Origin of the sequence: Planosporangium thailandense (genome assembly GCF_011947195.1) — a bacterium.
Classification (GTDB): domain Bacteria; phylum Actinomycetota; class Actinomycetes; order Mycobacteriales; family Micromonosporaceae; genus Planosporangium; species Planosporangium thailandense.
This window is the reverse complement of record NZ_JAATVY010000005.1, coordinates 204,357-230,237: the sequence shown is the minus strand read 5'-3', so window position 1 is coordinate 230,237 and position 25,881 is coordinate 204,357. Positions and strand designations below refer to the sequence as shown.

The 25,881-nt window shown below is 71.6% G+C and carries 22 protein-coding genes; 6 read left to right on the top strand and 16 right to left on the bottom strand.

What is annotated here, in order from left to right:
- Positions 1-6: 6 nt before the first annotated feature.
- The 4 genes from sucD to pcrA all read right to left on the bottom strand — a co-directional run bounded on the left by sucD (position 7) and on the right by pcrA (position 5,617).
- On the bottom strand, positions 7-894 hold the full coding sequence (gene sucD / locus HC031_RS10910; protein WP_167925103.1) for a succinate--CoA ligase subunit alpha: 888 nt from the start codon (positions 892-894) through the stop codon (positions 7-9).
- A gap of 8 nt (positions 895-902) precedes the next feature.
- Positions 903-2,084, bottom strand: a complete 1,182-nt coding sequence (gene sucC, locus HC031_RS10905; protein WP_167925102.1) for an ADP-forming succinate--CoA ligase subunit beta — start codon at positions 2,082-2,084, stop codon at positions 903-905.
- Positions 2,085-2,566: 482 nt separating this feature from the next.
- On the bottom strand, positions 2,567-2,971 hold the full coding sequence (locus HC031_RS10900; protein ID WP_167925101.1) for a coenzyme B12-dependent isobutyryl CoA mutase small subunit: 405 nt from the start codon (positions 2,969-2,971) through the stop codon (positions 2,567-2,569).
- Between the two features lie 126 nt (positions 2,972-3,097).
- The gene (pcrA, locus tag HC031_RS10895) at positions 3,098-5,617 is read right to left on the bottom strand and encodes a DNA helicase PcrA (protein WP_167925100.1); all 2,520 of its coding nucleotides are present in this window, start codon (positions 5,615-5,617) and stop codon (positions 3,098-3,100) included.
- Positions 5,618-5,976: 359 nt separating this feature from the next.
- On the opposite strand from pcrA, the gene HC031_RS10890 reads away from it, so the two are divergent.
- Both HC031_RS10890 and HC031_RS10885 read left to right on the top strand, forming a co-directional pair.
- A complete protein-coding gene (locus HC031_RS10890; protein ID WP_167925099.1) occupies positions 5,977-6,273 on the top strand; it encodes a chorismate mutase in 297 nt (98 codons plus the stop codon).
- Between the two features lie 67 nt (positions 6,274-6,340).
- Positions 6,341-7,081, top strand: a complete 741-nt coding sequence (locus HC031_RS10885; protein WP_338090585.1) for a PIG-L deacetylase family protein — start codon at positions 6,341-6,343, stop codon at positions 7,079-7,081.
- A gap of 69 nt (positions 7,082-7,150) precedes the next feature.
- Here the strand turns inward: HC031_RS10885 and HC031_RS10880 are convergent, their stop codons facing one another.
- From HC031_RS10880 to HC031_RS10865, 4 genes are read right to left on the bottom strand one after another with little or no spacing between them, the layout of a single operon-like run.
- Positions 7,151-8,614 (bottom strand): DUF6297 family protein, encoded by a 1,464-nt coding sequence (locus HC031_RS10880; protein WP_167925097.1) that lies wholly within the window; start codon positions 8,612-8,614, stop codon positions 7,151-7,153.
- A complete protein-coding gene (locus HC031_RS10875; RefSeq protein ID WP_167925096.1) occupies positions 8,611-9,204 on the bottom strand; it encodes an ABC transporter ATP-binding protein in 594 nt (197 codons plus the stop codon). Before HC031_RS10875 ends, HC031_RS10880 begins: the two co-directional genes overlap by 4 nt.
- 50 nt (positions 9,205-9,254) lie before the next feature.
- Positions 9,255-9,911 (bottom strand): response regulator, encoded by a 657-nt coding sequence (locus HC031_RS10870; protein WP_167925095.1) that lies wholly within the window; start codon positions 9,909-9,911, stop codon positions 9,255-9,257.
- Positions 9,904-11,151: an ATP-binding protein gene (locus HC031_RS10865; protein WP_167925094.1), complete on the bottom strand. Its 1,248-nt coding sequence runs from the start codon at positions 11,149-11,151 to the stop codon at positions 9,904-9,906. The genes HC031_RS10870 and HC031_RS10865 overlap by 8 nt, the downstream gene beginning before the upstream one ends.
- Before the next feature lie 159 nt (positions 11,152-11,310).
- Here HC031_RS10865 and HC031_RS10860 point away from each other — a divergent pair, with 159 nt between their 5' ends.
- The 3 genes from HC031_RS10860 to HC031_RS10850 all read left to right on the top strand — a co-directional run bounded on the left by HC031_RS10860 (position 11,311) and on the right by HC031_RS10850 (position 14,658).
- On the top strand, positions 11,311-13,044 hold the full coding sequence (locus tag HC031_RS10860; RefSeq protein ID WP_205862551.1) for a PspC domain-containing protein: 1,734 nt from the start codon (positions 11,311-11,313) through the stop codon (positions 13,042-13,044).
- Positions 13,041-13,283: a hypothetical protein gene (locus HC031_RS10855; RefSeq protein WP_167925093.1), complete on the top strand. Its 243-nt coding sequence runs from the start codon at positions 13,041-13,043 to the stop codon at positions 13,281-13,283. The genes HC031_RS10860 and HC031_RS10855 overlap by 4 nt, the downstream gene beginning before the upstream one ends.
- Positions 13,284-13,404: 121 nt before the next feature.
- Positions 13,405-14,658 (top strand): phosphatidylserine decarboxylase, encoded by a 1,254-nt coding sequence (locus tag HC031_RS10850; RefSeq protein ID WP_167925092.1) that lies wholly within the window; start codon positions 13,405-13,407, stop codon positions 14,656-14,658.
- Positions 14,659-14,715: 57 nt separating this feature from the next.
- On the opposite strand, the gene HC031_RS10845 is transcribed toward HC031_RS10850, so the two are convergent.
- From HC031_RS10845 to HC031_RS10835, 3 genes are all read right to left on the bottom strand, one after another.
- Positions 14,716-15,654 carry a CDP-alcohol phosphatidyltransferase family protein gene (locus tag HC031_RS10845; RefSeq protein ID WP_167925174.1) on the bottom strand — a complete coding sequence of 313 codons (939 nt, stop codon included), beginning with the start codon at positions 15,652-15,654 and terminating at the stop codon, positions 14,716-14,718.
- Between the two features lie 305 nt (positions 15,655-15,959).
- Positions 15,960-16,709: an NUDIX hydrolase gene (locus HC031_RS10840; RefSeq protein ID WP_167925173.1), complete on the bottom strand. Its 750-nt coding sequence runs from the start codon at positions 16,707-16,709 to the stop codon at positions 15,960-15,962.
- Between the two features lie 104 nt (positions 16,710-16,813).
- Positions 16,814-17,773, bottom strand: a complete 960-nt coding sequence (locus tag HC031_RS10835) for an NUDIX domain-containing protein (RefSeq protein WP_167925091.1) — start codon at positions 17,771-17,773, stop codon at positions 16,814-16,816.
- A 163-nt stretch (positions 17,774-17,936) separates the two neighbouring features.
- Here HC031_RS10835 and HC031_RS10830 point away from each other — a divergent pair, with 163 nt between their 5' ends.
- On the top strand, positions 17,937-18,185 hold the full coding sequence (locus HC031_RS10830) for a PspC domain-containing protein (protein ID WP_167925090.1): 249 nt from the start codon (positions 17,937-17,939) through the stop codon (positions 18,183-18,185).
- 4 nt (positions 18,186-18,189) lie between these two features.
- Here the strand turns inward: HC031_RS10830 and guaA are convergent, their stop codons facing one another.
- From guaA to guaB, 5 genes are all read right to left on the bottom strand, one after another.
- Positions 18,190-19,743: a glutamine-hydrolyzing GMP synthase gene (gene guaA, locus HC031_RS10825; protein WP_167925089.1), complete on the bottom strand. Its 1,554-nt coding sequence runs from the start codon at positions 19,741-19,743 to the stop codon at positions 18,190-18,192.
- A 10-nt stretch (positions 19,744-19,753) separates the two neighbouring features.
- Positions 19,754-21,253 carry an ammonium transporter gene (locus tag HC031_RS10820; protein WP_167925088.1) on the bottom strand — a complete coding sequence of 500 codons (1,500 nt, stop codon included), beginning with the start codon at positions 21,251-21,253 and terminating at the stop codon, positions 19,754-19,756.
- A gap of 121 nt (positions 21,254-21,374) precedes the next feature.
- Positions 21,375-23,027: an FAD-dependent oxidoreductase gene (locus tag HC031_RS10815; protein ID WP_167925087.1), complete on the bottom strand. Its 1,653-nt coding sequence runs from the start codon at positions 23,025-23,027 to the stop codon at positions 21,375-21,377.
- 101 nt (positions 23,028-23,128) lie between these two features.
- Positions 23,129-24,247, bottom strand: coding sequence for a GuaB3 family IMP dehydrogenase-related protein (locus HC031_RS10810; RefSeq protein ID WP_167925086.1), 1,119 nt, complete (start codon positions 24,245-24,247; stop codon positions 23,129-23,131).
- A 27-nt stretch (positions 24,248-24,274) separates the two neighbouring features.
- On the bottom strand, positions 24,275-25,765 hold the full coding sequence (gene guaB / locus HC031_RS10805; protein WP_167925085.1) for an IMP dehydrogenase: 1,491 nt from the start codon (positions 25,763-25,765) through the stop codon (positions 24,275-24,277).
- Between the last annotated feature and the right edge of the window lie 116 nt (positions 25,766-25,881).

Below are 25,881 nucleotides of genomic sequence, written 5' to 3'. Positions count from 1 at the left end.
AGCGCGTCAGCGCTTGCTCATCACCTCACGCATGAGGCGCGCGGTCTCGCTGGGGGTCTTGCCCACGCGCACGCCGGCCGCCTCCAGGGCCGCCTTCTTCGCGTCGGCCGTACCCGACGAGCCGGAGATGATCGCGCCGGCGTGCCCCATGGTCTTGCCGGGCGGGGCGGTGAAGCCGGCGATGTAGCCGACGACCGGCTTGGTGACGTTGGCCTTGATGAACTCCGCGGCCCGCTCCTCGGCGTCGCCGCCGATCTCGCCGATCATCACGATCGCCTCGGTCTCCGGGTCCTCCTCGAAGGCCGCGAGCGCGTCGATGTGCGTGGTGCCGATGACGGGGTCGCCGCCGATGCCCACGCCGGTGGAGAAGCCGAAGTCACGCAGCTCGTACATCATCTGGTAGGTCAGCGTGCCGGACTTGCTGACCAGGCCGATGCGGCCGGGGCCGGTGATGTCGGCCGGGATGATGCCGGCGTTGGACTTGCCGGGGCTGATGATGCCCGGGCAGTTCGGCCCGATGATCCGGGTCCGGTTGCCGGTCGCGCAGGCGTGCGCCCAGACGGCGGCGGTGTCGTGCACCGGGACGCCCTCGGTGATGACGACGAGGAGCCCGATGCCGGCGTCGATCGCCTCGATCGCCGCGGCCTTGGTGCCGGCCGGCGGCACGAAGACCACCGACACGTCCGCGCCGGTCTCGGCCATCGCCTCGGCGACGGTGGCGAACACCGGCACTTTGGTGCCGTCGAAGTCGACCTGCGTGCCGGCCTTCTTCGGGTTGGTGCCGCCGACGATGTCGGTACCCGCGGCGAGCATGCGCCGGGTGTGCTTGGAGCCCTCGGAGCCGGTCATCCCCTGAACGATGACCTTGGAGTCCTTGGTGAGCCAGATAGCCATTTGTCAGGTCACTTCCCTGCCGTCGCAGCCAGTTCGGCCGCTCGCTTCGCCGCGCCGTCCATCGTGTCGACCCGCTCGATGAGCGGGTTGTTCGCCGAGTCGAGGATGCGCCGGCCCTCCTCGGCGTTGTTGCCGTCCAGCCGTACGACCAGCGGCTTGGTGACCTGCTCGCCACGCTGGCCCAGCAGCTCCAGCGCCTGGACGATGCCGTTGGCGACGGCGTCGCAGGCGGTGATGCCACCGAAGACGTTGACGAAGACGCTCTTGACGCCCGGGTCCGACAGCACGATCTCCAGGCCGTTCGCCATCACCTGCGCGCTCGCGCCGCCACCGATGTCGAGGAAGTTGGCCGGGCGTACCCCACCGAACTCCTCGCCGGCGTAGGCGACCACGTCGAGGGTCGACATGACCAGACCGGCGCCGTTACCGATGATGCCGACCTGCCCGTCGAGCTTGACGTAGTTGAGGTTCTTGGCCTTGGCCGCCTGCTCCAGCGGGTCGACCGCCGACTTGTCCTCGTACTCTTCGTGCTCGGGGTGGCGGAAGCCGGCGTTCTCGTCGAGCGTCACCTTGGCGTCGAGCAGCAGGACCTTGCCGCCGGCGACCTTGGCGAGGGGGTTGACCTCGACCAGGGTGGCGTCCTCGGCGACGAACGCCTGCCACAGCTTGACCGCGATCTCGGTGACCTGGTCGGCGACCTCGGCCGGGAAGCCGGCCTTCGCCACGATCTCGCGGGCGGTCGCCTCGTCGACGCCCTTGCCGGCGTCGACCGGGATCTTCGCGACCTTCTCCGGGCTCTCCTCGGCGACCTGCTCGATCTCCATACCGCCGGCGGTGCTGGCGATGCACAGGAAGGTCCGGTTCGCGCGGTCGAGCAGGTACGAGAAGTAGTACTCCTCCTCGATCGACGCCGTCGTGGTGACCATGACCTTGTGGACCGTGTGGCCCTTGATGTCCATCCCGAGGATGCGCTCGGCGTGCCCGCGCAGCTCCTCGGCGTTCTCGGCGAGCTTGACGCCGCCGGCCTTACCTCGGCCCCCGACCTTGACCTGGGCCTTCACAACCGCGCGCACACCGAGTCGCTCGGCGATGGCTGCGGCCTCATCCGGAGTGGTAGCGACGTCGCCGTCCAGCACCGGCAGCCCGTGCCGGGCGAACAGCTCGCGCCCCTGGTACTCGTACAGGTCCACAACTACCTCTTCTGGTGATCTCTTGGACTGGTCTGGCTCGGCGCTCGACGGCTCCGGCTCGGCGCGTTTGACGACGCGCCGCGACCCAGACCAGTCGCCGGCCGGGTGAGGCCGCCTTCGGCGCAGCCTAGCGAGCGTGGTACGCCGGTGACGGCAGCGGGCGCGACGTGTGCTCGATTACACACAACGGTCAGCCCGCGTCGCCCGACGTCTGAGCCCGCCTCGCCCGAATGCAGGCGCCCCTCAGCCGAACATCCGTGGCACGAAAATATGACAAAGACCCACACGAAAAACGGAGCAACCATGGCGTAACCCCCGCGCGGGCACATCGTTGGATGTGATGTCGGCGCACTAAACGGGCGAAACGCCCAGCGACGACGAAGACGGCCGATGCCCTGTCGGTCGAGGGGTGGCGGCGGGGCATCGTGCATGAGGGGCCGGACGTGTGAGGGGTACGTCCGGCCCCTCCCCTATTGGGAACGTTACGCCACCGCGGCGGGCACGTTCGCCCGTACCCAGTCCACGATGGACCGGGTGGTGGCACCCGGAGTGAAGACCTTCGCGACGCCCAGCTTCTCCAGATCGGGGATGTCCGCGTCCGGGATGATGCCGCCGCCGAACACGACCATGTCGTCCGCACCGCGTTCCCGCAGCAGTTCGACCACCCGGCGGAACAGCGTCATGTGCGCGCCCGACAGCACCGACAGCCCGACCGCGTCGGCGTCCTCCTGGATCGCGGTCTCCACGATCTGCTCCGGCGTCTGGTGCAGGCCGGTGTAGATGACCTCCATACCGGCGTCACGCAGCGCGCGGGCCACCACCTTCGCTCCCCGGTCGTGACCGTCGAGGCCCGGTTTGGCGACAACAACCCGAATCCGTGAGCTCATGGTGACGCGTCCTTTCAGATCTCGCGCGCTGCGTGATCGCCACGGTCTGCGCGCCGGGTGCGCCGATGCCCCCGCGCGAAACGTACCCCGGCGGGGACGCCGACCGGAATCGGAGTGACTACTGCGTCACAGCTTCTCGATCGGCGCGTGCCGGAGGACGATCCACATCACCTGGTCACCGAAGTCCACCTGAGCCTGGGCCCGCGCCCCGTACCCCTCGACCGCGGTGACCCGGCCCAGCCCGTAGCGCTGGTGGTTGACCCGGTCGCCGACGGCGACCGCCGGCACGTCCGTCTTCAGTTCACTGGCCGTCGACAGCTTGGAGGCATCGAGGCCCAGCTTCTGGGCCAACTGCGTGGCCTTCGGGGTCCCACCCACGAAGCGGCTGTTGCTGTTGCGCTCCACTGCGGACGCCCGGCCACCGACACCGCCACCCCCACCGGACCAGCTCGTGTACGACGCGTCGGTGCGCTCCCAGCGCACCAGGTCCGTCGGCAGCTCCTCCAGGAACCGCGACGCCGGGTTGTACTGCGGCTGACCCCACGCCGTACGGGTGACCGCGCGCGACAGGTAGAGCCGCTTGCGGGCGCGGGTGATCCCGACGTACGCCAGCCGGCGCTCCTCCTCCAGCTCACGCTTGTCGCCGAGCGAGCGCAGGTGCGGGAAGACGCCGTCCTCCAGCCCGGTCAGGAACACCACCGGGAACTCCAGGCCCTTGGCGGTGTGCAGCGTCATCAGCGTCACGACGCCCTGGTGGTCGGGGTCGTCGGACGGGATCTCGTCGGCGTCCGCGACCAGGGCCACCTGCTCGAGGAAGCCGGCCAGCGATGGACGCGCCGCTTCCTCCTCCGATTCCGCTTCGGCAGCCGCGGTTTCGACGCGCTCGGTGTACTCCCGGGCTACGCTCACCAGTTCCTGGAGGTTCTCCACCCGGCCGGCGTCCTGCGGGTCGAGGCTCTCCTCGAGCTCGGCGAGGTAGCCGCTGCGCTGGAGCACCGCCTCCAGCACCTCCTCGGGTGGCGCGGTCGCGGCCAGCTCACGGGCCTCGTCGAGCAGCGTCACGAAGTCCTTGATGGACTTGGCCGCCCGGGCGGAGACCCCGATCGCCTCGTCGACGCGGGCCAGCGCCGCGCCGAACGAGATCCGCTCACGCGAGGCGAGCGCCTCGACGCACGCCTCGGCCCGCTCGCCGATACCGCGGCGGGGCGTGTTGAGGATCCGCCTGATGTTCACGGTGTCGTCCGGGTTGGCCACCGCCCGCAGGTACGCCAGCGCGTCACGGACCTCCTTGCGCTCGTAGAAGCGCACCCCGCCGACCACCTTGTAGGGCAGCCCGAACCGGATGAACACCTCTTCGAACACTCGCGACTGCGCGTTGGTGCGGTAGAAGACAGCGACGTCGGCGGGGCGGAACCCGTGGTCGTCGCAGAGCCGGTCGATCTCGCGGGCCACCCAGTCGGCCTCGGCGTGCTCGGTGTCGGCCACGTACCCGACGATCTGCTCGCCGACGCCCTCGTCGCTCCACAGCCGCTTCGGCTTGCGCTCGGTGTTGCGGTCGATGACGGCGTTGGCGGCCGACAGGATCGTCTGGGTGGAGCGGTAGTTCTGCTCCAGCAGGATCGTGCGCGCGTCGGGGTAATCGCGCTCGAACTCGAGGATGTTGCGGATCGTCGCGCCGCGGAACGCGTAGATCGACTGGTCGGCGTCACCGACGACGCACAGCTCCCCGGTCTCTACGGACATTCCGGCCCGCGCGTGCGACCGTTCTGGCCCGCGGGCTTCGCCATGCGGCCCAGAACGGTCGTCGCCCTGCGGCCCTGAATGTCCGCCTACCAGCTCTTTGATCAGCACGTACTGCGCGTGGTTGGTGTCCTGGTACTCGTCGACGAGGACGTGCCGGAAGCGCCGCCGGTAGGAGTCCGCCACGAGCGGGTGATTCTGGAGCAGCTCGACCGTACGCATGATCAGGTCGTCGAAGTCGAGCGCCTGCGCCTCGCCCAGCCGCTGCTGGTAGAGCGCGTACGCCTCGGCGACCGTGCGCTGCTGCGGACCGGCCGCGTTGGCCGCCGCCGCTTCCGGCCCGATCAGCTCGTTTTTGAGGTTGGACACCTGTGCGGCCAGCCCGCGGGCCGGGAACCGCTTGGGATCCAGGTCGAGCTCGCGGGCCACGAGCGTCATCAGCCGGCGGGAGTCGTCGGCGTCGTAGATCGAGAAGGTGCTCTTCAGCCCGGCGTGCTCGTGCTCGGCCCGCAGGATCCGCACGCACGCGGAATGGAACGTCGACACCCACATCATCCGGGCGCGGCCACCGACCAGCGCGGCGACGCGCTCCTTCATCTCACCCGCGGCCTTGTTGGTGAAGGTGATCGCGAGGATCTCGCCGGGGTGCACGTCACCGGCCGCCAGCAGGTAGGCGATCCGGTTGGTGAGCACCCGCGTCTTGCCCGACCCCGCGCCGGCGACGATGAGCAGCGGCGCGCCCCGGTGGGTCACCGCGGCGCGCTGCGGGTCGTTCAGCCCGTCCAGCAGGCGCTGCGGATCGCGGGTCGGACCCCCGTTCGGGCGCGCGGGTGCGTCGGGGCCAACCGGACGCGCGGGCGCGGCGGACGGGGTCGGATTCTGGGGGTACTCGAAGAGAGCATGCATCGCAGGGCGAGTCTATGCCGCCGGTACGACAAGCCCGGCGGCGACAGGCCCGGCGGATCCGGCAGATCCTCCCCCTCCCATGATCCTGAAGGATTTCCCGTGCTCGGACACGGAGAACCCTTCAGGATCATGGGGATCTCAGGAAGTGGGCGGGGTTGCCAAAGCCGGGCTTGGCCGTGGCATACTCGGTGACGTGGCTATGCAGGCGCGCTTCTACTACTTTTTTTACGGCTCCGGGAGTCCGGCAGCCGTAGGTCGCGCCTGAACAAAGACCTATCGACGCCCCGGGCTCCAGAGCCCGGGGCGTTTGCGTTCCGGGACGAGCACGAGGCCCATACCGCGAGAATGGGACTGAAGAGATGACTGCGACCACCGTGGACGCCATGAACGACAACTCAGCCGGGGCCGGCTCCCCGGACGCGCACATCGCGTCGCTACGTACCCGCATCGATGAGATCGACGAGACGATCATCCGCCTGTGGCAGGAGCGGGCCGCCCTGTCCCAGGAGGTCGGCAGGACCCGCGTCGCCTCCGGCGGCACCCGCCTCGTGCTCGCCCGCGAGCGCCAGATCCTCGAGAAGTTCCGCGCGGTTCTCGGCGACGACGGCGTACAGCTCGCGCTGCTCCTCCTCCGCGCCGGCCGCGGCCCGCTGTAGGCGCGGCCCCCGGCGCCCCCGCCGCATGCGGGCTGCACTCCGGTCGGGCGACGTAAGATCAGTTTTCGTGACCTTCCCGCCTTCAGCCGAGCCGCTGCCCGACGTCCAGCGGGTGCTGTGCGTCCTCGCCCACCCCGATGACGTCGACTTCGGTTCCGCCGGCACGGTGGCCCGCTGGGTCGACGAGGGCATCGAGGTGGCGTACCTGCTGGTCACCCGCGGTGACGCGGGCGGCTTCGACGACACTCCACGCGAGCAGATGCCGATCATCCGCGAGGCCGAGCAGCGCGCGGCGGCCGCCGCGGTCGGGGTCAAGCAGGTCGAGTTCCTCGACGGGTACGCCGACGGCACCCTCACCCCGTCCCTGGAGCTGCGCCGCGACATCACGGCGGCGATCCGGCGGTTCCGGCCCGACCGGGTCCTCACCAACTCGCCACTGCGTCGCTGGGAGCGCATCGCGGGCCCGAGCCACCCGGACCACCTGGCGGTGGGCGAGGCGACCACGTGCGCGGTCTACCCGGACTCGCGCAACCCGTTCGCGTTCCCGGAGCTGCTGCGCGACCACGGTCTGCAGGCCTGGACGGTGCGCGAGGTCTGGTACGCGGCAGGTCCGGCACCGGACCACGTCGTCGACATCACCGACACCTTCGACCGGAAGCTGGCGGCGCTGCGCGCGCACGCCTCGCAGGTGAGCCACATCGAGGGGTTCGAGGCGATGCTGCGCGAACGGCACGCCACCCAGGCGCGCGGGCACGGCCTGCCGGACGGCCGGCTGGCCGAGTCATTCACGATCATCCGCACCGAATAACCGGCGAATAACCGGCGATCTTGGACGCCTGGCGGGCCTATCACCCCGCCAACTGTCCAAGATCCGTACTTAGCCGAACAGCGACTGCGCGATCACCAGTACGGCGAGCACGTCCAGCCCGCGGGTGAGCTGACGCAGCAGGTCGACCGGGATCAGCCCGAACGGTGTTTCCACGACCACTCCGCCGTACGCCATGGGCGGGCGGGTGGCGGCCCGGTAGACAGCGGCGACGACTCCGGCGACCATCAGGATCCCCGACAGCCCGGGGTGCACCCCGGCGACCGGCATGGTGACGAGCCACCACAGGGCCACACCGAGCGTGGGTATGACGAGATGGACCAGGCGCAGCCCGGTGTCACCGCCACCGAGCGCGCGGCGCAGCCCGGGAGCGCGGCTGACCGCCCGCAGGCCCCCGGTCAACCGGCCGGCGGCCAGGTACGCGCCGACGACGTGGGCCGCCCCGGCCGCGGGCGGCAGCGCGACGGCCAGGGCGTACTGCGCCAGCGCCAGCGCGGCCCACAGCACGATCGCGCGCGGATGCCGGCGCAGCCGGCGCACCTCGGCCTGGAGCAGCACCAACCCTCGGCCCCGCGCCCGAAACCGCCGGCTGCGCACCCGACCTATCCCGCGCCACCTGCGGTTTTCGAGGATGCCGGCGAGCAGTGAGGGATCCAGCCAGATGACGGCCGTGGCGGCCGCGGTGGCGAACTGCGCACCAGCCGTGAGGGTCGCCCGCTCCACGCGGGGAAGGGCGCGCACCGCGAAGATCACGGCGGTCACGACCAGCGGCAGGCCAGCGAGTGCGAGCGGAGCGGTGAGCGGGACGGTCGGGCGGCCGGGACGGCCGCCGGTGAAGTGGAGCCCGATCACCGCGATCGCCGTGACCGCGCCGGCCACGGTGAGCGTCACCGCCACCAGGCGCGGCCAACGACCTCCCCGGCGAGCCCCCTGAGCGGCCACGCTCAGCGCGACGCCCGACGCTCCCCAGGTCGCCCCGGCGAGCGCCGCCCAGCCCAGGTCCGCTCCGGAATGGGGCGTACCCATCGCCCCGGACCCCACGCCGAGAGCCGCGAGTCCGACCGCCGCCACCGCGAGCAGCACCGCGAATCGCGGGAGCAGCCAGGCCCGCCGGTCGATCGGGGCGCTGACCACCCAGGTCTGGGCCGCCGGGGTCACCAGCAGCGGCCCCAACGCCCGCAGCCCCTGCCAGGCCAGGCCGGCGCCGGCCAGGACCGCGCCGACACAGATCCAGTACCGCTCGCCCGGATCGGCCCGCCCGGCGGCCGGGGCGTGCAGGTAGGCGCGGCCGGCGGTGACGAGCACCCAGCCGTACATGAGCACGAACCACACCAGGATGTACGCGTCGGTGAGGACGTCACCGTACGAGCGGCTGTGATGCCCACGCCGTGCCCGGCGCAACCGCAGCCGCAGCTGCCGGGCGCTGGGCAGGCCGGCCGGCAGTACGGCCGGCAGTACGGCGGCCGCGCCGCGATCAGTCGCGGCGGTCACCCGCCGATCAGGCTGGGCGGTCACCCGCCGATCCCGATCCGCACGTCGGCGACCGCGTCGATCAGTTCGGGGTCGTGCGAAGCCATCAGTACCGCGGTGCCGGCCGCCTTCTCCCTGCGCAGCCGGTCGGCCAGCCAGGCCCGCCCGCGCACGTCGAGCCGCTGCTCCGGCTCGTCGAGTACCAGCAGACGGCGCGGCCGCACGAAACACGACGCGAGCGCGAGCCGACGGCGCTGGCCGCTGGAGAGCGTGGGGGGCAGTTGGTCGCGCGCCGGGGCGAGCCCGAGCTCGGCCAGGACCTCCTCGACCGGCTCGCCCGTGCCACCGTGGGCGACGGCCAGCAGTTCCAGGTGTTCGACGACGGACAGGTCGGGGAAGAAGTCGATGTCGTCGAGCGCCGCCGCCAGGACCGACCGCGTCCAGGGGTCGGCCTCGTCCAGTCGACGCCCCTCCAGCAGCACCTCGCCACCGTCGGCCCGATCGGCGCCGACGACGCAGCGCAGCAGGGTCGTCTTGCCCGAGCCGTTGGGGCCGAGCACGACCGCGACCTGCCCCGGCGCGACGGAGAAGCTGATGCCGTCGAGCACGACCAGCTCCCCGAAGCTGCGCGTCATTCCCTCTACGGTGAGCACGCTCCGACGATGACACGTGGGCTCAAGCGGCCCTACACCAGCCGGCGGTCGGCCGCCCAGCGCGACAGCTCGTACCGGTTCGACATCTGGAGCTTTCGCAGCACGTTCGACACGTGCGTCTCGACCGTCTTGATCGAGATGTACAGCTCCTTGGCGATCTCCTTGTACGCGTACCCGCGCGCCAGCAGCCGCAGCACCTCCCGCTCGCGGTTGGTGAGCTGGTCCAGCTCGGGATCGGCCAGCTGGGCGTCGGGGCGGGCGGCGAACGCGTCGAGGACGAAACCCGCCAGGCGCGGGCTGAACACGGCATCGCCGTCGGCCACCCGGCGTACCGCCCCGGCGAGCTCCTCCGGGGAGATCGTCTTCGTCACGTACCCGCGGGCGCCCGCCCGGATGAGTCCGATGACGTCCTCGGCCGCATCGGAGACCGACAGCGCGAGGAAGCGCACCTGCGGATGGGTCTGCCGCATCGCCTCCAGGACCGCCCGGCCACCCCCGTCGGGCATGTGCACGTCGAGCAGGACCACGTCCGGCCCGGTACGCGCGATGCCGCTGACGGCCTCGTTGACCGACCCGGCCTCCCCCACCACGTCGACGTGGGCACCCAGCTCAGCGCGGACCCCGGCGCGGAACATGGCGTGGTCGTCGACCAGGAAGACCTTGAGCCGACCGGCTTCGATTTCACTCACTTACTTTTTCCTTCTCCTCCGCCGGGCTCCACCCCGGAGTGGGCATGAACAGGCGTACCTCGGTGCCGCTCCCCGGCTCGCTGCGGATCTCGGCCCGGCCACCGTGCCGCTTCATCCGGCCGAGGATCGACCCCCGTACGCCGTGCCGGTCGTCGTCGACGGCCTCAAGGTCGAAGCCCACCCCGCGGTCCCGCACGAACGCGCTGCACTGATCGGGCTCCACCTCGGCGTACAACGACACCGTCGACACCTTGGCGTGTTTGCCGGCGTTGACGAGCGCCTCGCGCGCCGCGGCCACCAGCGCGCGTACCCGGTCGTCGACGTCGCGGTCGCCGACGACCACCACCTCGACGGCGATGGCGTAGGTGTCCTCGACCTCGGCAGCGGCCTCCTCCAGCGCGGCGCTGAAGCGCTCGGCCGGCGACGCGGTCGACTTGTACAGCCAGCCGCGCAGGGTGCGCTCCTGAGCCCGGGCGAGCCGCAGCACGCTCTTGGGGTCCTCGGCCCGGCGCTGGATCAGGGCGAGCGTGTGCAGCACCTGATCGTGGATCATCGCCGCGACCTCGGCGCGCTCCTGCTCGCGGATGCGGGCCTCCCGTTCGGTCCGCAGCTGGCCGAAGACCCGCCACAGCAGCGGCGCCAGCGCGAGACCCACGCCCGCGAGGGCCAGCCCGGCGAACAGCAGGCCGTTCACCAGCGCGGCGAGGTCGGAGCCGGAGACCACGGCCACCGTACCGACGATGCCGACGACCACCAGCGCACCGCCGCCGACCAGGCGCAGGATGAACGCGCGCCGGTCGCCTTCTTCGAGGACGACCCCCAGCCAGGGCGCCTGCGGAACGGTGGCAGTCCACCGCTCCCGGCGCTTGGGGTCGGACTGGCGCCAGATGATGCCGACGCCGACGGCCACGACCGCGACCAGCCAGCCGATCACCGATTTCGCACCCGTGCCGGACAGCACCTGTACGAGCAGGATGCCGAGCCCGAGCGCGAGGAACGGCACCAGTTGGCGGCGGTTGCGCCCGGCCTTGCGCCGTTGACCGGGTGCGACCGGCAGCACCGCCCAGAACGCGGCGTACAGCACCGCGCCGAGGCCGTTGAAGCTGGCGAGGACGACGAACGCGATGCGGACCAGGGTCACGGACGCGTTGAGGTGCGCGGCGATCCCGGCGGCGACCCCGGCCGCGACCCGGGCGTCGGTCACCCGGTACAGACGGCGGGCCGGCGTTGGCGCGGTCATCGGGGCATCCTCACTCGAAGGAACAGCAGGTTGTGGCATCGATCGTCACATGCCGGAGCCGGCACCGACCACCGGATCCGCCCCGTAGCCAGGAACTCAGGGTTGCCTCAGGGTCGATTCCTGAGGTATCTCAGCGATCTGCGGCGGCACGATCGTGACATGACCGAGAAGCCTGCCGAGAACGGGCCCGTCGACCCCACCCGGGAGGAGACGCAACCGCGGGACGCCGAGACGCCGCCGCAGGACGCCGAGACGCAGCCGCAGGACGCTGAGACGCAGCCGCAGGACGCCGAGACGCAGCCGCAGGACGCTGAGACGCAGCCCCCACACGCGCAGCCGGAGGCGTCCCCGGAGCGGACGAGGCCGCTGCTCGACGACACCAAGCGGCTGGACCCGGACGCCGAAGACGCCGGGGCCGGGCACACGGCCGAAGACGCCGGGGCCGGGCACGGGGCCGGCCCGGGCACGCCACCGCCGCCCCCGCCGCCCGGCGGCTTCCCACCGCCGCCTCCGGGCGGTTTCCCACCGCCTCCTCCGGGCGGTTTCCCGCCGCCACCGCCCGGCGGCGCCTTCGGGCCGTCGCAGCCTACGGGTGGCGCGTTCGCCGCGCGGTACGGGCTGATCCGCCCGCAGCACGGCCGGTGGTTCGCCGGGGTGGCGGCCGCGATCGGCCGCGCGACGAACACCGACCCGGTGCTGTGGCGGGTCCTGTTCGGCGTACTGACTCTCTTCGGCGGCGTCGGTCTGCTGGTCTACCTCCTCGGCTGGCTGCTCATCCCGGCCGAGGGCGACACCGGCTCCCCGGCGGAGGCGCTGATCGGGCGCGGCCGGTCCAGCACCTCCACGCCGGTCGCTCTCCTCCTGGCGGCCCTGACCGTGGTCATGGCCGGCGTGGCGCTCTCGGGCAGCCTCCGCAGCGCCCTGCTCGGCGCGGCGGTCATCCTCGGCGCCGCGGCGCTCGTGTCGCGCGGCCGCCTTCCCGCCAGCCGGCCCTCGGACGCGCCCCCGCCGCCCGCGGCGGGTTGGTCACCCCCGTGGAGCACGCCGGCGGGATCAGACCGGCCGACGCAGCCGGACGCTCCGACGCCGCCTAACGCCCCGGCGCCGCCGCACCCGCCGACGACCGGCGAGCCGTTCGCGCCGCACGGCCCGTACGCGAGCTTCAGCCCGTACGCGCAGTCGTTGGGGTACGCGCCGCCGCCTCCTCCGATGTACCCGGGGCTGGCCCCGGCACGGCCACCGGTGCCGAAGCCCCCGCGCGAGCGGTCCCGGCTGGGCCGGCTGGTGCTGTCGCTGATGTGTCTCGTGCTCGGTGCGCTGGCGGTCTACGACGTGGCCGGTCACGTGGTCCCCGCTTCCGCGTACCTGGCCGCCACGCTCGGTGTCATCGGGTTCGGCCTCGTGGTGGGCGCCTGGGTGGGCCGCGCCCGCTGGCTGATCTTTCCGGGGCTGGTGCTGCTGGCCGCCCTCACGACCGTCTCGGCCGCCGCGCGGGTCGCGCCGTGGCACGGCGCGCCCTGGCACTTCACCCGCGCCGCGACGGACCACGACAGGATGTGGCAGCCCATGAACGTGAACGAGCTGGACAGCAACTACACGATCGGGGTGGGCAATGGCACGCTCGACCTCAGCCACGTCGACTTCCGCGACCACACGGTGTCGTTGGACGCCCACGTGGACGTCGGCAACCTGGTCGTCATCCTGCCGCCCGACGTCGACGTGGACGTGACGGCGACGGTCGACGGCGGCAGCGCCGACATCCTGGGCCAGCACTGGGGCGGCTTCGGCAAGGACACCCACCAGACGCACGACAACGGCCGGGACGGTCCGGGCGGCGGCACCCTGCAGCTCAACACCACGGTCAATCTCGGCAAGCTGGAGGTCCGGCGATGAAGGCGCACCGCACCGACCTGCTCTCGCTCATCTTCGGCCTGATCTTCCTGCTGGCGGTCGGCTGGTGGTTCTTCGGCCGTACCGTCGATCTGGCTCTGCCCCGGCTGGGCTGGTTCCTCGCCGGCGCGTTGATCGTGTTTGGGGTGATCGGACTGGTGAGCGCACTGCGCTCCGACACCGGCCGGCGCGCGGGGGTGAACGGCGACCACACTGGCGACGAGGACGCGTCCGACCTGTGAGCTGACCGTCCGCTACCCGGCGGTCCACCGTTCGGCCGAATATGCTGGCCGGCGAATCCACTCACCGATCCGCGTCCGCCAGCCGGACGCGGATCGGGCGGTAACACTTCAGGAGCCGATCTTGACGCAGTTCCCAGCACGTCCCGTGTCCGGCGGGTCGCGGCGCCCGATCCAGCTCGGGCCCCGCGCGGCCCGGGTGCTCGCCGCCGAACTGGCTCGCCACGGCGGTCCCAAGACGGGGCTGCTGGTCGGCGTCGACGCCGGCTCTGCGGTGCTCGCGGCCGCGATCGAGGCGCTGTTGCCGGACGACAAGCTCACCGTGGTGGCGACCGACGAGACCGCAGCCGCCGCGCTCGGCACCCACCTGGCCGGTCAGGGTCGGTGGGTCGCCGACCGGGTGCTGGTGGCCGGGTCCCTCGGCGATGTGGAACCGGCCGATGTGGTGATCCTGGCCGAGCCGCTGTCCGGTACGGCCGAGGAGACCCGCGCCCGCCTCGACGAGCTCGTCAAGCTGATGAACACGGGCGGGGTGCTGTCGCTGGTCGTGCCGGCGACGACGCTGCCGAGCGGTGCGGCCGACGAGATCGAACGGCAGGCTGCGCTGTACGGCGTCGGCAGCGACCTGGTACTGCGCAACGTGCCCCCGGTTCGCGTCCACCGGCTGCGCTACACGGCGGCCGACCAGGCGGTGGTCGAGCGGATGCTCCCGGCGCACCGGTCGTCCAGCGTGGCGGTCACGCGCGGCATGAACATCGACTCCAACGGCGTCGCGGCGGCCGGCATCGCGCTCGGCTTGGCGGCTCTGACCAAGGCCGCCCGGCCCAAGTCCAAGCTGTGGATCGTGCCCGCGCTGGCCGCGGCGCCGGTCGCCGCGTTCTTCCGGGACCCGCAGCGCGACAGCCCGGACGACCCGAAGGCGGTCGTGGCCGCCAGCGACGGCAAGGTCCTCGCGGTGGAGCGGCTACGCGACGAGCGCTTCGGCGACGGCGAGTTCCTGCGCATCGCGGTCTTCCTGTCCGTGCTCGACGTGCACGTCAACCGCTCCCCTGTGGCCGGGCGGGTGGTCGAGCACTTCGTCGAGGACGGCGGGTACGCGGCGGCGATGAAGGCCGCCGCCGAGCACAACGTCGCGGCGTACACGGTGCTCGACACCGCGTACGGCCGGGTCGTGGTGGCGCAGCGGACCGGCCTGATCGCCCGGCGCATCGTGCAACGGGCCCCGATCGGCTCGGTGCTGGCGCGCGGTGAGCGCTTCGGTCTGATCCGCTTCGGCTCCCGCACCGACGTCTACCTGCCGGCCGACCGGGCCACTCCGGAGGTCGCCCCGGGTGACCGGGTGGTGGGTGGCGTCACAGTGATCGCCCGCTGGAGCTGAGCCGCACAGATCTTGGACACCTGGCGGGCCTATCACCCCGCCAGGTGTCCAAGATCTTTAGGTGTTCCGCTGCCGCAGCCACACCAGCGGGCCGCTGACGAGGTAGGCCACCACGACCCCGGCGAACGTCAGCCGGTAGTCGAGTAGCGCGCCCACCACCGGCAGGACCAGCAGCCACGGAGGCAGCCGGAGCAGGCGGGGCAGTTTCGCGTACGGGAAGCTGGAGACCATCGCGAGCGCGAGAACCGCGACCGCACCGGCCCGCGCCGAGGCCGGTATCGCCGGCTGGATGAGCGTGCTCAGGCCGAGCACCGCGGCGACCATGGTCGTCGGTACCCCGCAGAAGAACCTGCCGTCCTTGGGCGAGACGTTGAACCGGGCCAGCCGGATCGCGGCGCAGACGGCGACCAGCGCGCAGGCGGGCATGGCCAGCCAGACCGGCGCCGAACCGGCGAGCCAGGCGTACACGACGACGGGCGCCGCCACACCGAACGAGCACATGTCGGCCAGGGAGTCCATCTGCGCCCCGAACGGGCTCGCGACGCCGAGCTTGCGCGCCAGCGCGCCGTCGAGGCCGTCGAACACGACACAGGCGATCAGGCACAGCGCGGCCCACCGGACGCTGACGCCGTTGAGCGCCAGGAAGATGGCCGACATACCGAGCAGCAGGCTGCCGACGGTGCAGGCGTTGGCTACGACGAAGCGGATCCGTCGGGCCGGCGTCCGGGGTCCGGGCAGAAGTGGAATCGACAGCCCGCCGGAGGCCGGCGCCGGGTCGGCGGCCGGCGCGGTCGGGGTGGTGGGCGCGATTGCGGCAGGGGCGGCCGTCACGGTTCGCGTGTGACCGCGCCGCCGGACCTGGCCGGATCGTCGGCTTTCGAGATCGCGCCGCTCAGGCAAGATGATCGTCGTCGTACCCGACGCAGATTCGATGCGCCGCCGGCCGGGCCGGCCGACGAGCAGCATCTGCCGGGCAAGCGAGCCACTGCGGCGCAGTCGGCCGGCCCAGCCACGACCCGCGGGACGCGGGCTGTCCGTCGTACGACGCCGACGCCAAGGGGCTCTCGGCACCTAAATCCTCCACTACAGGACGGGTTCCCACCCGCGCGGTTTGCGGCCTACACCATCGCACATGAAAGCGGGAAATGGCGACGCTCGGCGCTAGATCTTTTCTTCTTGAATCGCCACGAAGGGGGCAATAAGTACAAACTTCCGCCACGGAACGTAGCGACCCGTGGTACCCGTCGTCCATAGTAGCGACGGACATCGTTGTCATCGACAGATTGTGACCGGGCCGACCGTCACCGCGCGAGATGGCCATCGATCACCGTACGCGCAGCGCGCGTCAACCGGAGCTGGCCGAGGTCGGCAGGGTCGAACCAGGCAGCCGCGGCCGTGGAACCACCTGCACCCTCCGTGACGAGCGGCTCGACCGGCTCGTCCACGACGACCCGGTAGTGCACGCGGACCACGTGCCAGTCGATCGGATACCCCTCCGGCCCGACCGCCGCCGGACTGTGGCCGCTCGACAGCCCCAGCAGCTCGCTGACCCGGCCCTGCTGGCCAGCCTCCTCGGCCAGCTCGCGCAGCAGGCCCTCGGTCGGCGACTCGCCGAAGTCCGTACCCCCGCCCGGCAGGTGCCACTCCCCCGCCCCCGGGTACCCCGACGCGATCCGGGTCAGCAGCACCCGCCCCTGCGGATCGGTGACCAGCCCGTACGCGCCGAAGCGCTGCACCTCACGGTGCCGGCGCCGATCGTTTGCGATCTCCAGTAGAGGTACGCCGCCCGCGTCCACGGCAGGCACCCACGCGACGTGTCCGGGCAGCTCACCCCCGACGATCCGGACGTCGAAGAGCAGCCGGTCCTGATGGGTCTGCTCCGCGGGCGTGCACACGACCTCGGTGTCGGCGTCGCGCAGCCGGGTCACCTCGACGGTCAGGCCGGTTGCCTGAGCGAACGCGCGGACCACCGTGTCGACCGGATGCTCGCCCTGCCGCACCGCGTCGCCGGGCACCCGCAGCCGCCGGTCCTCCGTCAAGCAGGCCAGCATGCGGTCGTCGTCGTAGCAGAACCCGTACGCGCCGATCCGACGCCGCCGTGTCGTCGTCTCCACGCGCCCGACGGTACCCGCGGCGCGGACCGGGCCCGCGCTGGTCAGGCCGGCGTGGCCTGGCCCGCGGTCAGCCCGGCGCGGTGCAGCGCCTCGACCGTCACTTCGGTGAGGGGCAGCCCGGCCAGCTCCGCGGCGGTGAACCACCGCGCCGTGTCGGTCGAGCCGCCGACGTCGAGAACCTTCGGTGGCGTCGGCACCGGGACCTCCACCCGGTAGAAGGCGCGCACCCCGTGCCAGTCGATCGGGTACCCCTCGGGGCCCAGCGAGGCGGCGTCGCGGTGGCTCGCCACCCCCATCAGCTCGACCAGGCGGCCCCGCTGCCCGGTCTCCTCCGCCAACTCGCGCAGCAGCGCCACGCCCGGCGCCTCGCCGTAGTCGGTGCCGCCGCCGGGCAGATGCCAGTTGCCGGCCCCCGGATAGCCCGGGGCGACCCGCGTCAGCAGCACCCGGCCTTGCGGGTCGGTCGCGACCGCGTACGCGGCGAAGCGCTGCGCCCGGTGCAGGCCGTCCGGGCCGGGCACCGCGTAGAACGAGGGGACCTCGGGCGGCTCGTCGGGGCGCAGGTCGACCGGGGCCGGCGGGAGGTCCAGCGCCATCGCGGTGAACGGGCGCAGGGGCAGCGCCGCGGCCTCCTCGAGCGTGAACCAGCGGGCCAGGTCGGTGGGCTGGCCCACCCGGTCGCGCAGCGCGCCGCCCCGGATCGTCACCTCGTAGAGCAGCCGGTCGGTGTGCAGCACGACGCCCCGGCTGGGCAAGGCGCGCATGTCGGTGCGGACGTCATCGAGCCGGGTGACGGTCACCGACAGCCCCGTCTCGGCCGCCGTCTCCCGGACGACGGTGTCGAGCGGATGCTCCCCGTGGTCGACCGCGCCGCCGGGTAGCGACCACACGCCGGGGGTGCCGGACTGCGAAGACGCGCGCACGAGAAGAACCCGACCGGCGGCGTCGAAACAGAGCGCGTAGGCCGCGATCTTGCGGAGAGGCTCGAGAGCGGGCGTCACGGCGAAATTCTGTCCGGATTAGGTGAACAAGCAGAGCCACTGTCGGATTGCTGACACTTGTCGCGCACGGCGGCCTCGGGGTCGATCTCCGGGCCGGGCCAGGGTCGAAGATCAGGGCGTCACCCGAGGCGGATCAGGCACCTCAGGCCGCATCGTTGAGGACATGACTGAGACCTCGTACCGCAAGCTCTACCGCTCCCGTACCAACCGCATGGTCGCCGGCGTCTGCGGCGGCATCGCGGAGTACTCGAACATGGACCCGACGATCGTCCGGGTACTGTTCGTCGTCCTCGCGTTCTTCACCGGCGGCGGTGCGCTGCTGGCGTACCCGATCCTCTGGATGATCGTGCCGGAGGCGCCGCTTCAGCCCGCAGCCGCCTGGACCCCGCCGACGCCGGGAGCCCCGCGGTAGGGGCTCACTCCCACTCGATGGTTCCCGGAGGCTTGCTGGTGACGTCGAGGACGACCCGGTTGACCTCGGGCACCTCGTTGGTGATCCGGGTGGAAATGCGGGCGAGGAGGTCGAATGGCAGCCGGGACCAGTCGGCGGTCATCGCGTCGTCGCTCTCCACCGGCCGCAACACGACGGGGTGCCCGTACGTGCGCCCGTCACCCTGCACGCCCACGCTGCGCACGTCCGCCAGCAGGACGACCGGGAACTGCCAGATCCGCCGGTCGAGCCCCGACGCCGTGAGCTCCTCACGGGCGATCTTGTCGGCTACGCGCAGCACCTCCAGGCGGTCGCGGGTCACCTCGCCGATGATCCGGATCGACAGGCCGGGACCCGGGAACGGGTGCCGCCACACGATCTCGTCGGGCAGGCCGAGGGCGGCGCCGATCGCGCGTACCTCGTCCTTGAACAGCGTGCGCAGCGGCTCGACCAGCTTGAACGTGAGATCTTCCGGCAGGCCGCCGACGTTGTGGTGCGACTTGATGTTTGCGGTGCCGGATCCGCCGCCGGACTCCACGACGTCGGGGTACAGCGTGCCCTGCACCAGGAACTCGACGTCGTTTTCGGCCGCCACCTCCCGGGCCGCCTGCTCGAAGACCCGGATGAACTCGCGGCCCACGATCTTGCGCTTCTGCTCGGGGTCGGTGACGCCGGCGAGCGCGTCGAGGAACCGGTCGGCCGCGTCGACCACCTTCAGCTTGATGCCGGTGGCGGCCACGTAGTCCTTCTCGACCTGCTCGGCCTCGCCGGCCCGCAGCAGGCCGTGGTCGACGAAGACGCAGGTGAGCTGGTCGCCGACCGCCTTGTGGACCAGCGCGGCGGCCACCGCCGAGTCGACCCCGCCGGACAGACCGCAGATGACCTGCTTGTCGCCGACCTGCTCGCGGATCGCCCGGACCTGCTCTTCGATGATCTCTTCGTTGGTCCAGGTCGGCTCGACACCCGCGATGCCGGTCAGAAAGCGGCGCAGGATCTCCTGACCGTACGGGGTGTGCGCCACCTCGGGGTGGAACTGGACACCGGCGAGCCGCTTCTCGGTGTTCTCGAACGCCGCCACCCTGGCCCCGGGGGACGCGGCCGTGACGGTGAAGCCGGGCGGCGCGGTCGAGACGCTGTCGCCGTGGCTCATCCATACCGACTGGTCGGCCGGCAGGTCCCGCAGGAGGACGCCGGGCTCGTCGGCGATGTTCAGCGGGGTGCCGCCGAACTCGCGCAGACCGGTGTGGGCGACCTCGCCGCCGAGCGCCCGGGCCATCGCCTGGAAGCCGTAGCAGATACCGAAGACCGGCACCCCGGCGTCGAACAGCGCCGGGTCGACCTGCGGCGCGCCGTCGGCGTAGACGCTGGACGGGCCGCCGGAAAGGATGATCGCGGCCGGCTTGCGGGCGAGCATCTTCTCCACCGGGGTCGAGTGCGGCACCAGCTCGGAGTAGACGTTGGCCTCCCGCACGCGACGGGCGATCAACTGCGCGTACTGGGCTCCGAAATCGACGACGAGGACCGGCGGCGGCGTTGTCATGACACCGAGCCTATCCGCCGCCGGCGCGCTTTCCCCCAGGCGGGGCGGCGGGCGCGGAGCCGGGTGGGGCGGTGGACGCGGACCCGGGCGGGGCAGCAGGTGGGGCGGTGGACGCGGACCCGGGCGGGGCCGGCAGCGGCATCGTCTCCGGCGAGGAACGGGGCGACGGGATGACCTCGACCGGTTCGCCCGGGTAAGCCTCTTCGTCGTGCACGCCCAGATCCCCCGTCTCGAGGACCTGGTCGGGCAGCCTCAGCCGCACGAACAACCCGATCACCCGGAGGATCGCGAACGTCAGCGCCGCGTCCCACACGATGACCGTCACCGCGGCGCCCGCCTGCAGCGCGAGCTGCCGGGGATGGCCGTAGAACAGGCCGCTGGCGCTGTACGCGACGCCGCCACCCGGCTTCAGGTACACCGCCATCGCCGGATCGGCGAGCAGGCCCACGAGCAGGCCGCCGGTGAGGCCCGCGACGCCGTGGGTGTGGAACACCCCGAGGGTGTCGTCCACCCTGCGGAACAGCGCGAGCCTCGAGAGCTTGTTCCAGGACAGCCAGACCACGCTCGACGCGACGAGGCCGACCAGCAGCGCGCCCCAGCCGCTGACGAAGCCGGCGGCCGGCGTGATCGCGACGAGGCCGGTGATCATGCCGTTGACCGCGCCCAGGAAGGTGGGCTTGCGCTGCGGACCGGCCGACATGTCCAGCAGCAGCCAGGTCAGCAGCGCCACGGCGGTGGCGAGGTTGGTGTTGAGCACGGCGGCGGCGGCGTTCGCGCCGCCGAAGTACATGTCGCCGCCGTTGAACCCGTTCCACCCCAGCCAGAGGATCCCGGCGCCGGCGGCCACCATCGGCAGGTTGTTGGGCAGCGGCCGGGCCCGGTCGCGGGCCAGCCGCGGGCCGATGACGGCGGCCGCGGTGAAGCCGGTCGTACCGGCGGCCAGGTGGATCACGTACCCGCCGCTGTAGTCCAGCGCGCCCGCGTGCGCCCACCAGCCACCGCCCCACAGCAGGAACGCGTTCACCGAGTACACGAGGCCGGACCACAGCGGTACGAAGAGCAGCCACGCCTTGAAGCTCATCCGGCCGAGTACCGAGCCCAGGAACAGCAACGGGGTGATGGCCGCGAAGGCGAAGTGGAAGTAGGCGAGCGTGGACCGCGGGTACCGGAACGCGGGCATCGAGCCGTCGACCAGCGGGATCCGGGCCCTCCCTTGCAGCGAACCGGGGCCGAGGATCGGGTGTGGCGTGCCGATGAAGCTGCTCAGGATGCCGGGGCCGAGGTGCAGCGGCTTGCCGAACGCCAGGTTGAACTCGTAGAGCACCCACGCGACGAGGACGAGCGCGAAGCCGGCGAACGCCATCAGCATGGTGTTGACCACCCACTTGCGCTGCGCCAGTCCCCCGTACAGGAGCGCGAGGCCGGGGATGCTCATGAGGCCGACGAGCGTGGCGGCGACCAGTTGCCAGGCGTTGTCGCCGGGGTTCAGCCAACCGGGATAAGGATCCACCGCTCCCCCCAGGGTGGACTCCCTTGCAGCCTTACTTCTGGGGGTTTCGGGGGGATTTCGTCCCCGTTACAGATCTTGGACACGTAGCGGGCCCATGGCACCGCCAGGTGTCCAAGATCGCCTATGTACGGAGGCGCAGGGCGGCCGGTGCGGTCGCCGGTACGACCGGATTGCGCGGCGCGACCGGCTCGACCGGCTCGTACGCCGATCCCAGCGGCGGGCGCGGATCGGCCTCCCCCTTGTTGGGCCACATCGACATGGCCCGCTCAGCCTGCGCGGTGATCGTCAACGACGGGTTGACCCCGAGGTTGGCGCTGACCGCCGCGCCGTCGACCACGTGCAGCCCCGGATGGCCGTAGACGCGGTGGTACGCGTCGATGACCCCCCGCGAAGCGTCCGCGCCGATCGGCGCTCCGCCCAGGATGTGGGCGGTCATCGGGATGTTGAACACCTCGCCCCACGAGCCGCCGGGCACGCCGTCGATCTCCTCGGCGAGCAGGCGCACCGCCTCGTTGCCGGCCGGGATCCAGGTCGGGTTGGGCGCGCCGTGACCCTGGGTCGTCGTCAGTCGCCGGCGCCCCAGCCAGCCCCGCTTGTAGTGGGTCTGTAGCGAGTTGTCCAGCGACTGCATGATCAGGGCGATGACCGTACGCTCGGACCACTTGCGCACCGACAGCACCCGCAGGTGCTTCCACGGCTGCGCGAAGAACACGCCCCACCAGCGCAGCATCCGGTGCGGGCCGCCGTCGGTGAGCACGGTCTGCAGCAGGCCCATGGCGTTGGAGCTCTTGCCGTACCGGACGGGCTCGATGTGGGTGGCGGCGTCGGGGTGGAACGAGCTGGTGATCGCGACCCCGTCGGTGTAGTCGGCGTCCTTGTTGAACGTGCGCGCGCCGAGGATCGCCTCGGAGTTGGTACGCGTCAGCGCGCCCAGCCGCGGGGACAGGTTGGGCAGCGCGCCGGCCGTCTTCGACCGGTGCAGCACACGCTGGGTGCCCAGCGCGCCCGCGGCGAAGATCACCTGGTCGGCCTCGAAGGTGCGGCGCTTCCACGTCCGCCCGGTGCGGTGCGTCTCGACCACGTACCCGCCGCCGGCGGCCGGCCGCACCACGTCGACGGTGGTGAGCGGGTGCACCTCGGCACCGGCCCGCTCCGCCAGGTACAGGTAGTTCTTGACGAGGGTGTTCTTGGCGTTGGTCCGGCAGCCGGTCATGCACGCGCCGCAGTGCGTACAGGCGTCACGGGCCGGCCCGACACCCCCGAAGTACGGGTCCACACCCGACTGTCCGAGGTAGACCCCGACCGGGGTGGGGTGGAACGAGTCCGCCACGCCCATCCGCTCGGCGACCCGCTTCATCGCCTCGTCGGCCCGCGTCATGCGGTTGTACGTCACCACGCCGAGCATCCGCTCCGCCTGGTCGTAGTGGGGGGCGAGTTCGCGCTCCCAGTCGGTGATGCCCGCCCACTGCGGGTCGGCGTAGAACGGCGCGAGCGGCCGGTACAGCGTGTTGGCGTAGACCAGCGAGCCGCCGCCGACTCCGGCGCCGGACAGCACCAGCACGTCGCGCAGCAGGTTGATGCGCTGGATGCCGTAGCAGCCGAGCGCCGGAGCCCACAGGAACCTACGGGAGCGCCACGACGTCTTCGGGAAGTCCTCGTCGGCGAAGCGCCGTCCCGCCTCCAGAACCGCTACCGTGTAACCCTTTTCCACCAGGCGCAGCGCGGAGACGCTGCCCCCGAAGCCGGAGCCGATGATCACTACGTCGTAGCGCATGGCCCATAGTTACTCACGAGTTTAGTTTTGTAAACGCCGCGATCTTGGACAGTTGTGCCACCTATGGGTCGCACAACTGTCCAAGATCGACGAGGAGAGGCTCAGCGGTCGAGGACCAGGCCGACCCGCTGGAACTCCTTGAGGTCGCGGTAGCCGCACTTGGCCATCGCCCGGCGCAGCCCGCCGAACAGGTTGAGCGCGCCGTCCGGGTCGTCGGACGGCCCGAACAGCACCCGCTCGAGCGTCCCCACCGGCTCCTCGGCCGTGCCGAACGAGCCGCGCGGCAGCTTCGGGTGGCTGGCCGCGGACACCCACCACGCGCCGCCGGCCGGCGCGTCCTCGGAGCGGCTCAGCGGCTCGCCGAGCATCACGGCGTCCGCACCGCAGCCGAGAGCCTTCGCGATGTCGCCGGAGGTCTGGATGTCGCCGTCGGCGATGAGGTGCACGTACCGCCCGCCGGTCTCGTCGAGGTAGTCGCGGCGCGCGGCGGCCGCGTCCGCGATCGCGGTCGCCATCGGTACCCGGATGCCGAGCACCCGGTCGGTGGTCGCCCACCCGTCCGCGCCGATGCCGACGATGACGCCCGCGGCGCCCGTCCGCATCAGGTGCAGCGCGGTCTGGTAGTTGGTGCAGCCGCCGACGACGACCGGCAGGTCGAGGTCGGCGATGAACTCCTTGAGGTTGAGCGGCTCGTCGACGGTCGACACGTGCTCGGCCGACACCAGAGTGCCCTGGATGACCAGGATGTCGACACCGGCGTCGAGGATCACCGGAGCCAGCGCGAGCGTGTGCTGCGGCGATACCCGGACCGCCACGGTCACGCCGCCGTCGCGGATCTGCTTGACCCGCTCGACGATCAGTTCCGGCTTGATCGGCTCCGAGTACACCTCCTGGAGGCGCCGCGTCGACTCGATGCCCTCGTCGAGGCCGGCCAACTCCTCGAGGACGGGCGTGGGGTCCTCATAGCGGCACCACAGGCCCTCCACGTTGAGCACGCCCAAGCCACCCAGGCGGCCCAGCGCGACCGTCGTGGCGGGGCTCATCGTCGCGTCCGACGGATGCGCCACGCACGGGATCTTGAACTGGTACGCGTCGAGCTGCCACGTCGTGGAGACGTCGTCGACGTCGCGGGTACGCCGGGTGGGCACCAGGGCAATGTCGTCGAGGTGGTACCCCCGCTGTGCGGTCTTGCCCAGACCGATCTCGACCGAGTCACGCACTGTGAACTCCAATTAGACGCAAATGCTTCAGCGGGAATGGTAGTTGGGAGCCTCGACGGTCATCTGGATGTCGTGCGGGTGGCTCTCCTTCAAGCCCGCCGCGGTGATCCGGATGAGCTGGCCGCGCTCGTGCATCTGGTCGATGGTGGCGGCGCCCACGTACCCCATGGCGGCGCGCAGACCGCCGATGAGCTGCTGCGCGACGGCCGACAGCTGGCCGCGGTAGGGCACCTGGCCCTCGATGCCCTCGGGTACGAGCTTGTCGTCGGAGAGCACGTCGTCCTGGAAGTAGCGGTCCTTCGAGTAGGACCGGCCCTGCCCGCGTGACTGCATCGCGCCGAGCGAGCCCATCCCCCGGTAGGACTTGTACTGCTTGCCGTTGATGAAGATCAGGTCGCCGGGGCTCTCCTCGCACCCGGCCAGCAGGCTGCCCAGCATCACGGTGCTGGCACCCGCGACGACCGCCTTGGCGATGTCGCCGGAGTACTGCATCCCACCGTCACCGATGACCGGTACCCCGAGCGGCCGGCAGGCCCGCGTCGCCTCCATGATCGCGGTGATCTGGGGCACGCCCACACCGGCGATCACGCGGGTGGTGCAGATCGAGCCCGGCCCGACCCCGACCTTGACCCCGTCGGCGCCCGCCTCGGCGAGGGCCTTCGCCCCGGCGTACGTGGCGACGTTGCCGCCGACGACGTCGACACCGGGCACCTCGCGCTTGAGCCGGGCCACCATCTCCAGCACCTGGCGGTTGTGACCGTGCGCGGTGTCGACCATCAGCACGTCGACCCCGGCGTCGATCAGGGCGCGGGCGCGCTTGTACGAGTCCTCGCCGACGCCGACCGCGGCGGCGACCCGCAGCCGGCCCGCGTCGTCCTTGGTCGCGTTGGGGAACTGCTCGCTCTTGGCGAAGTCCTTGACCGTGATCAGGCCGCGCAGCTTGCCGGCGTCGTCGACGATCGGCAGCTTCTCGACCTTGTGCTGGCGCAGCAGCCCGAGCGCGGTCTCCTTGTCGACCCCGACCGGGGCGGTGACCAGCGGCATCTTCGTCATGACGTCGCGCACGCGGGCGGTCTTGTCGGTGACGAAGCGCATGTCGCGGTTGGTGACGATGCCGACCAGGGCGCCCTCGGCGTCGGTCACCGGCACGCCGGAGATCCGGTAGCGGCCGCACAGGGCGTCGACCTCGCCGATGGTGTCGTCCGGCGAGCAGGTGACCGGGTTGGTGACCATCCCGGCCTCGGAGCGCTTGACGAGATCGACCTGCTGCGCCTGGTCGTCGATGGAAAGGTTGCGGTGGAGGACGCCGATCCCGCCGTGACGCGCCATGGCGATCGCCATGCGGGCCTCGGTCACCGTGTCCATCGCGCTCGAGACGAGCGGCATGTGCAGCCGGACATTGCGCGTCAGCTGCGTCGAGGTGTCGACCGCACTGGGTACGACATCGGACTCGGCGGGGAGCAGGAGGACGTCATCGAAGGTCAACCCGAGCGGCAACGAACGGCTGTCTAGATCCATGAAGTGATTTCCCAGCTCTCGGTCGGCGGGCGGGTGCATTCATCGTACCCACGCGGCGGCGGGCGGCCGGCCGGCGCATGGCCCGTCCGGGTCGAGGCGGGCGACGGGCGTACCGC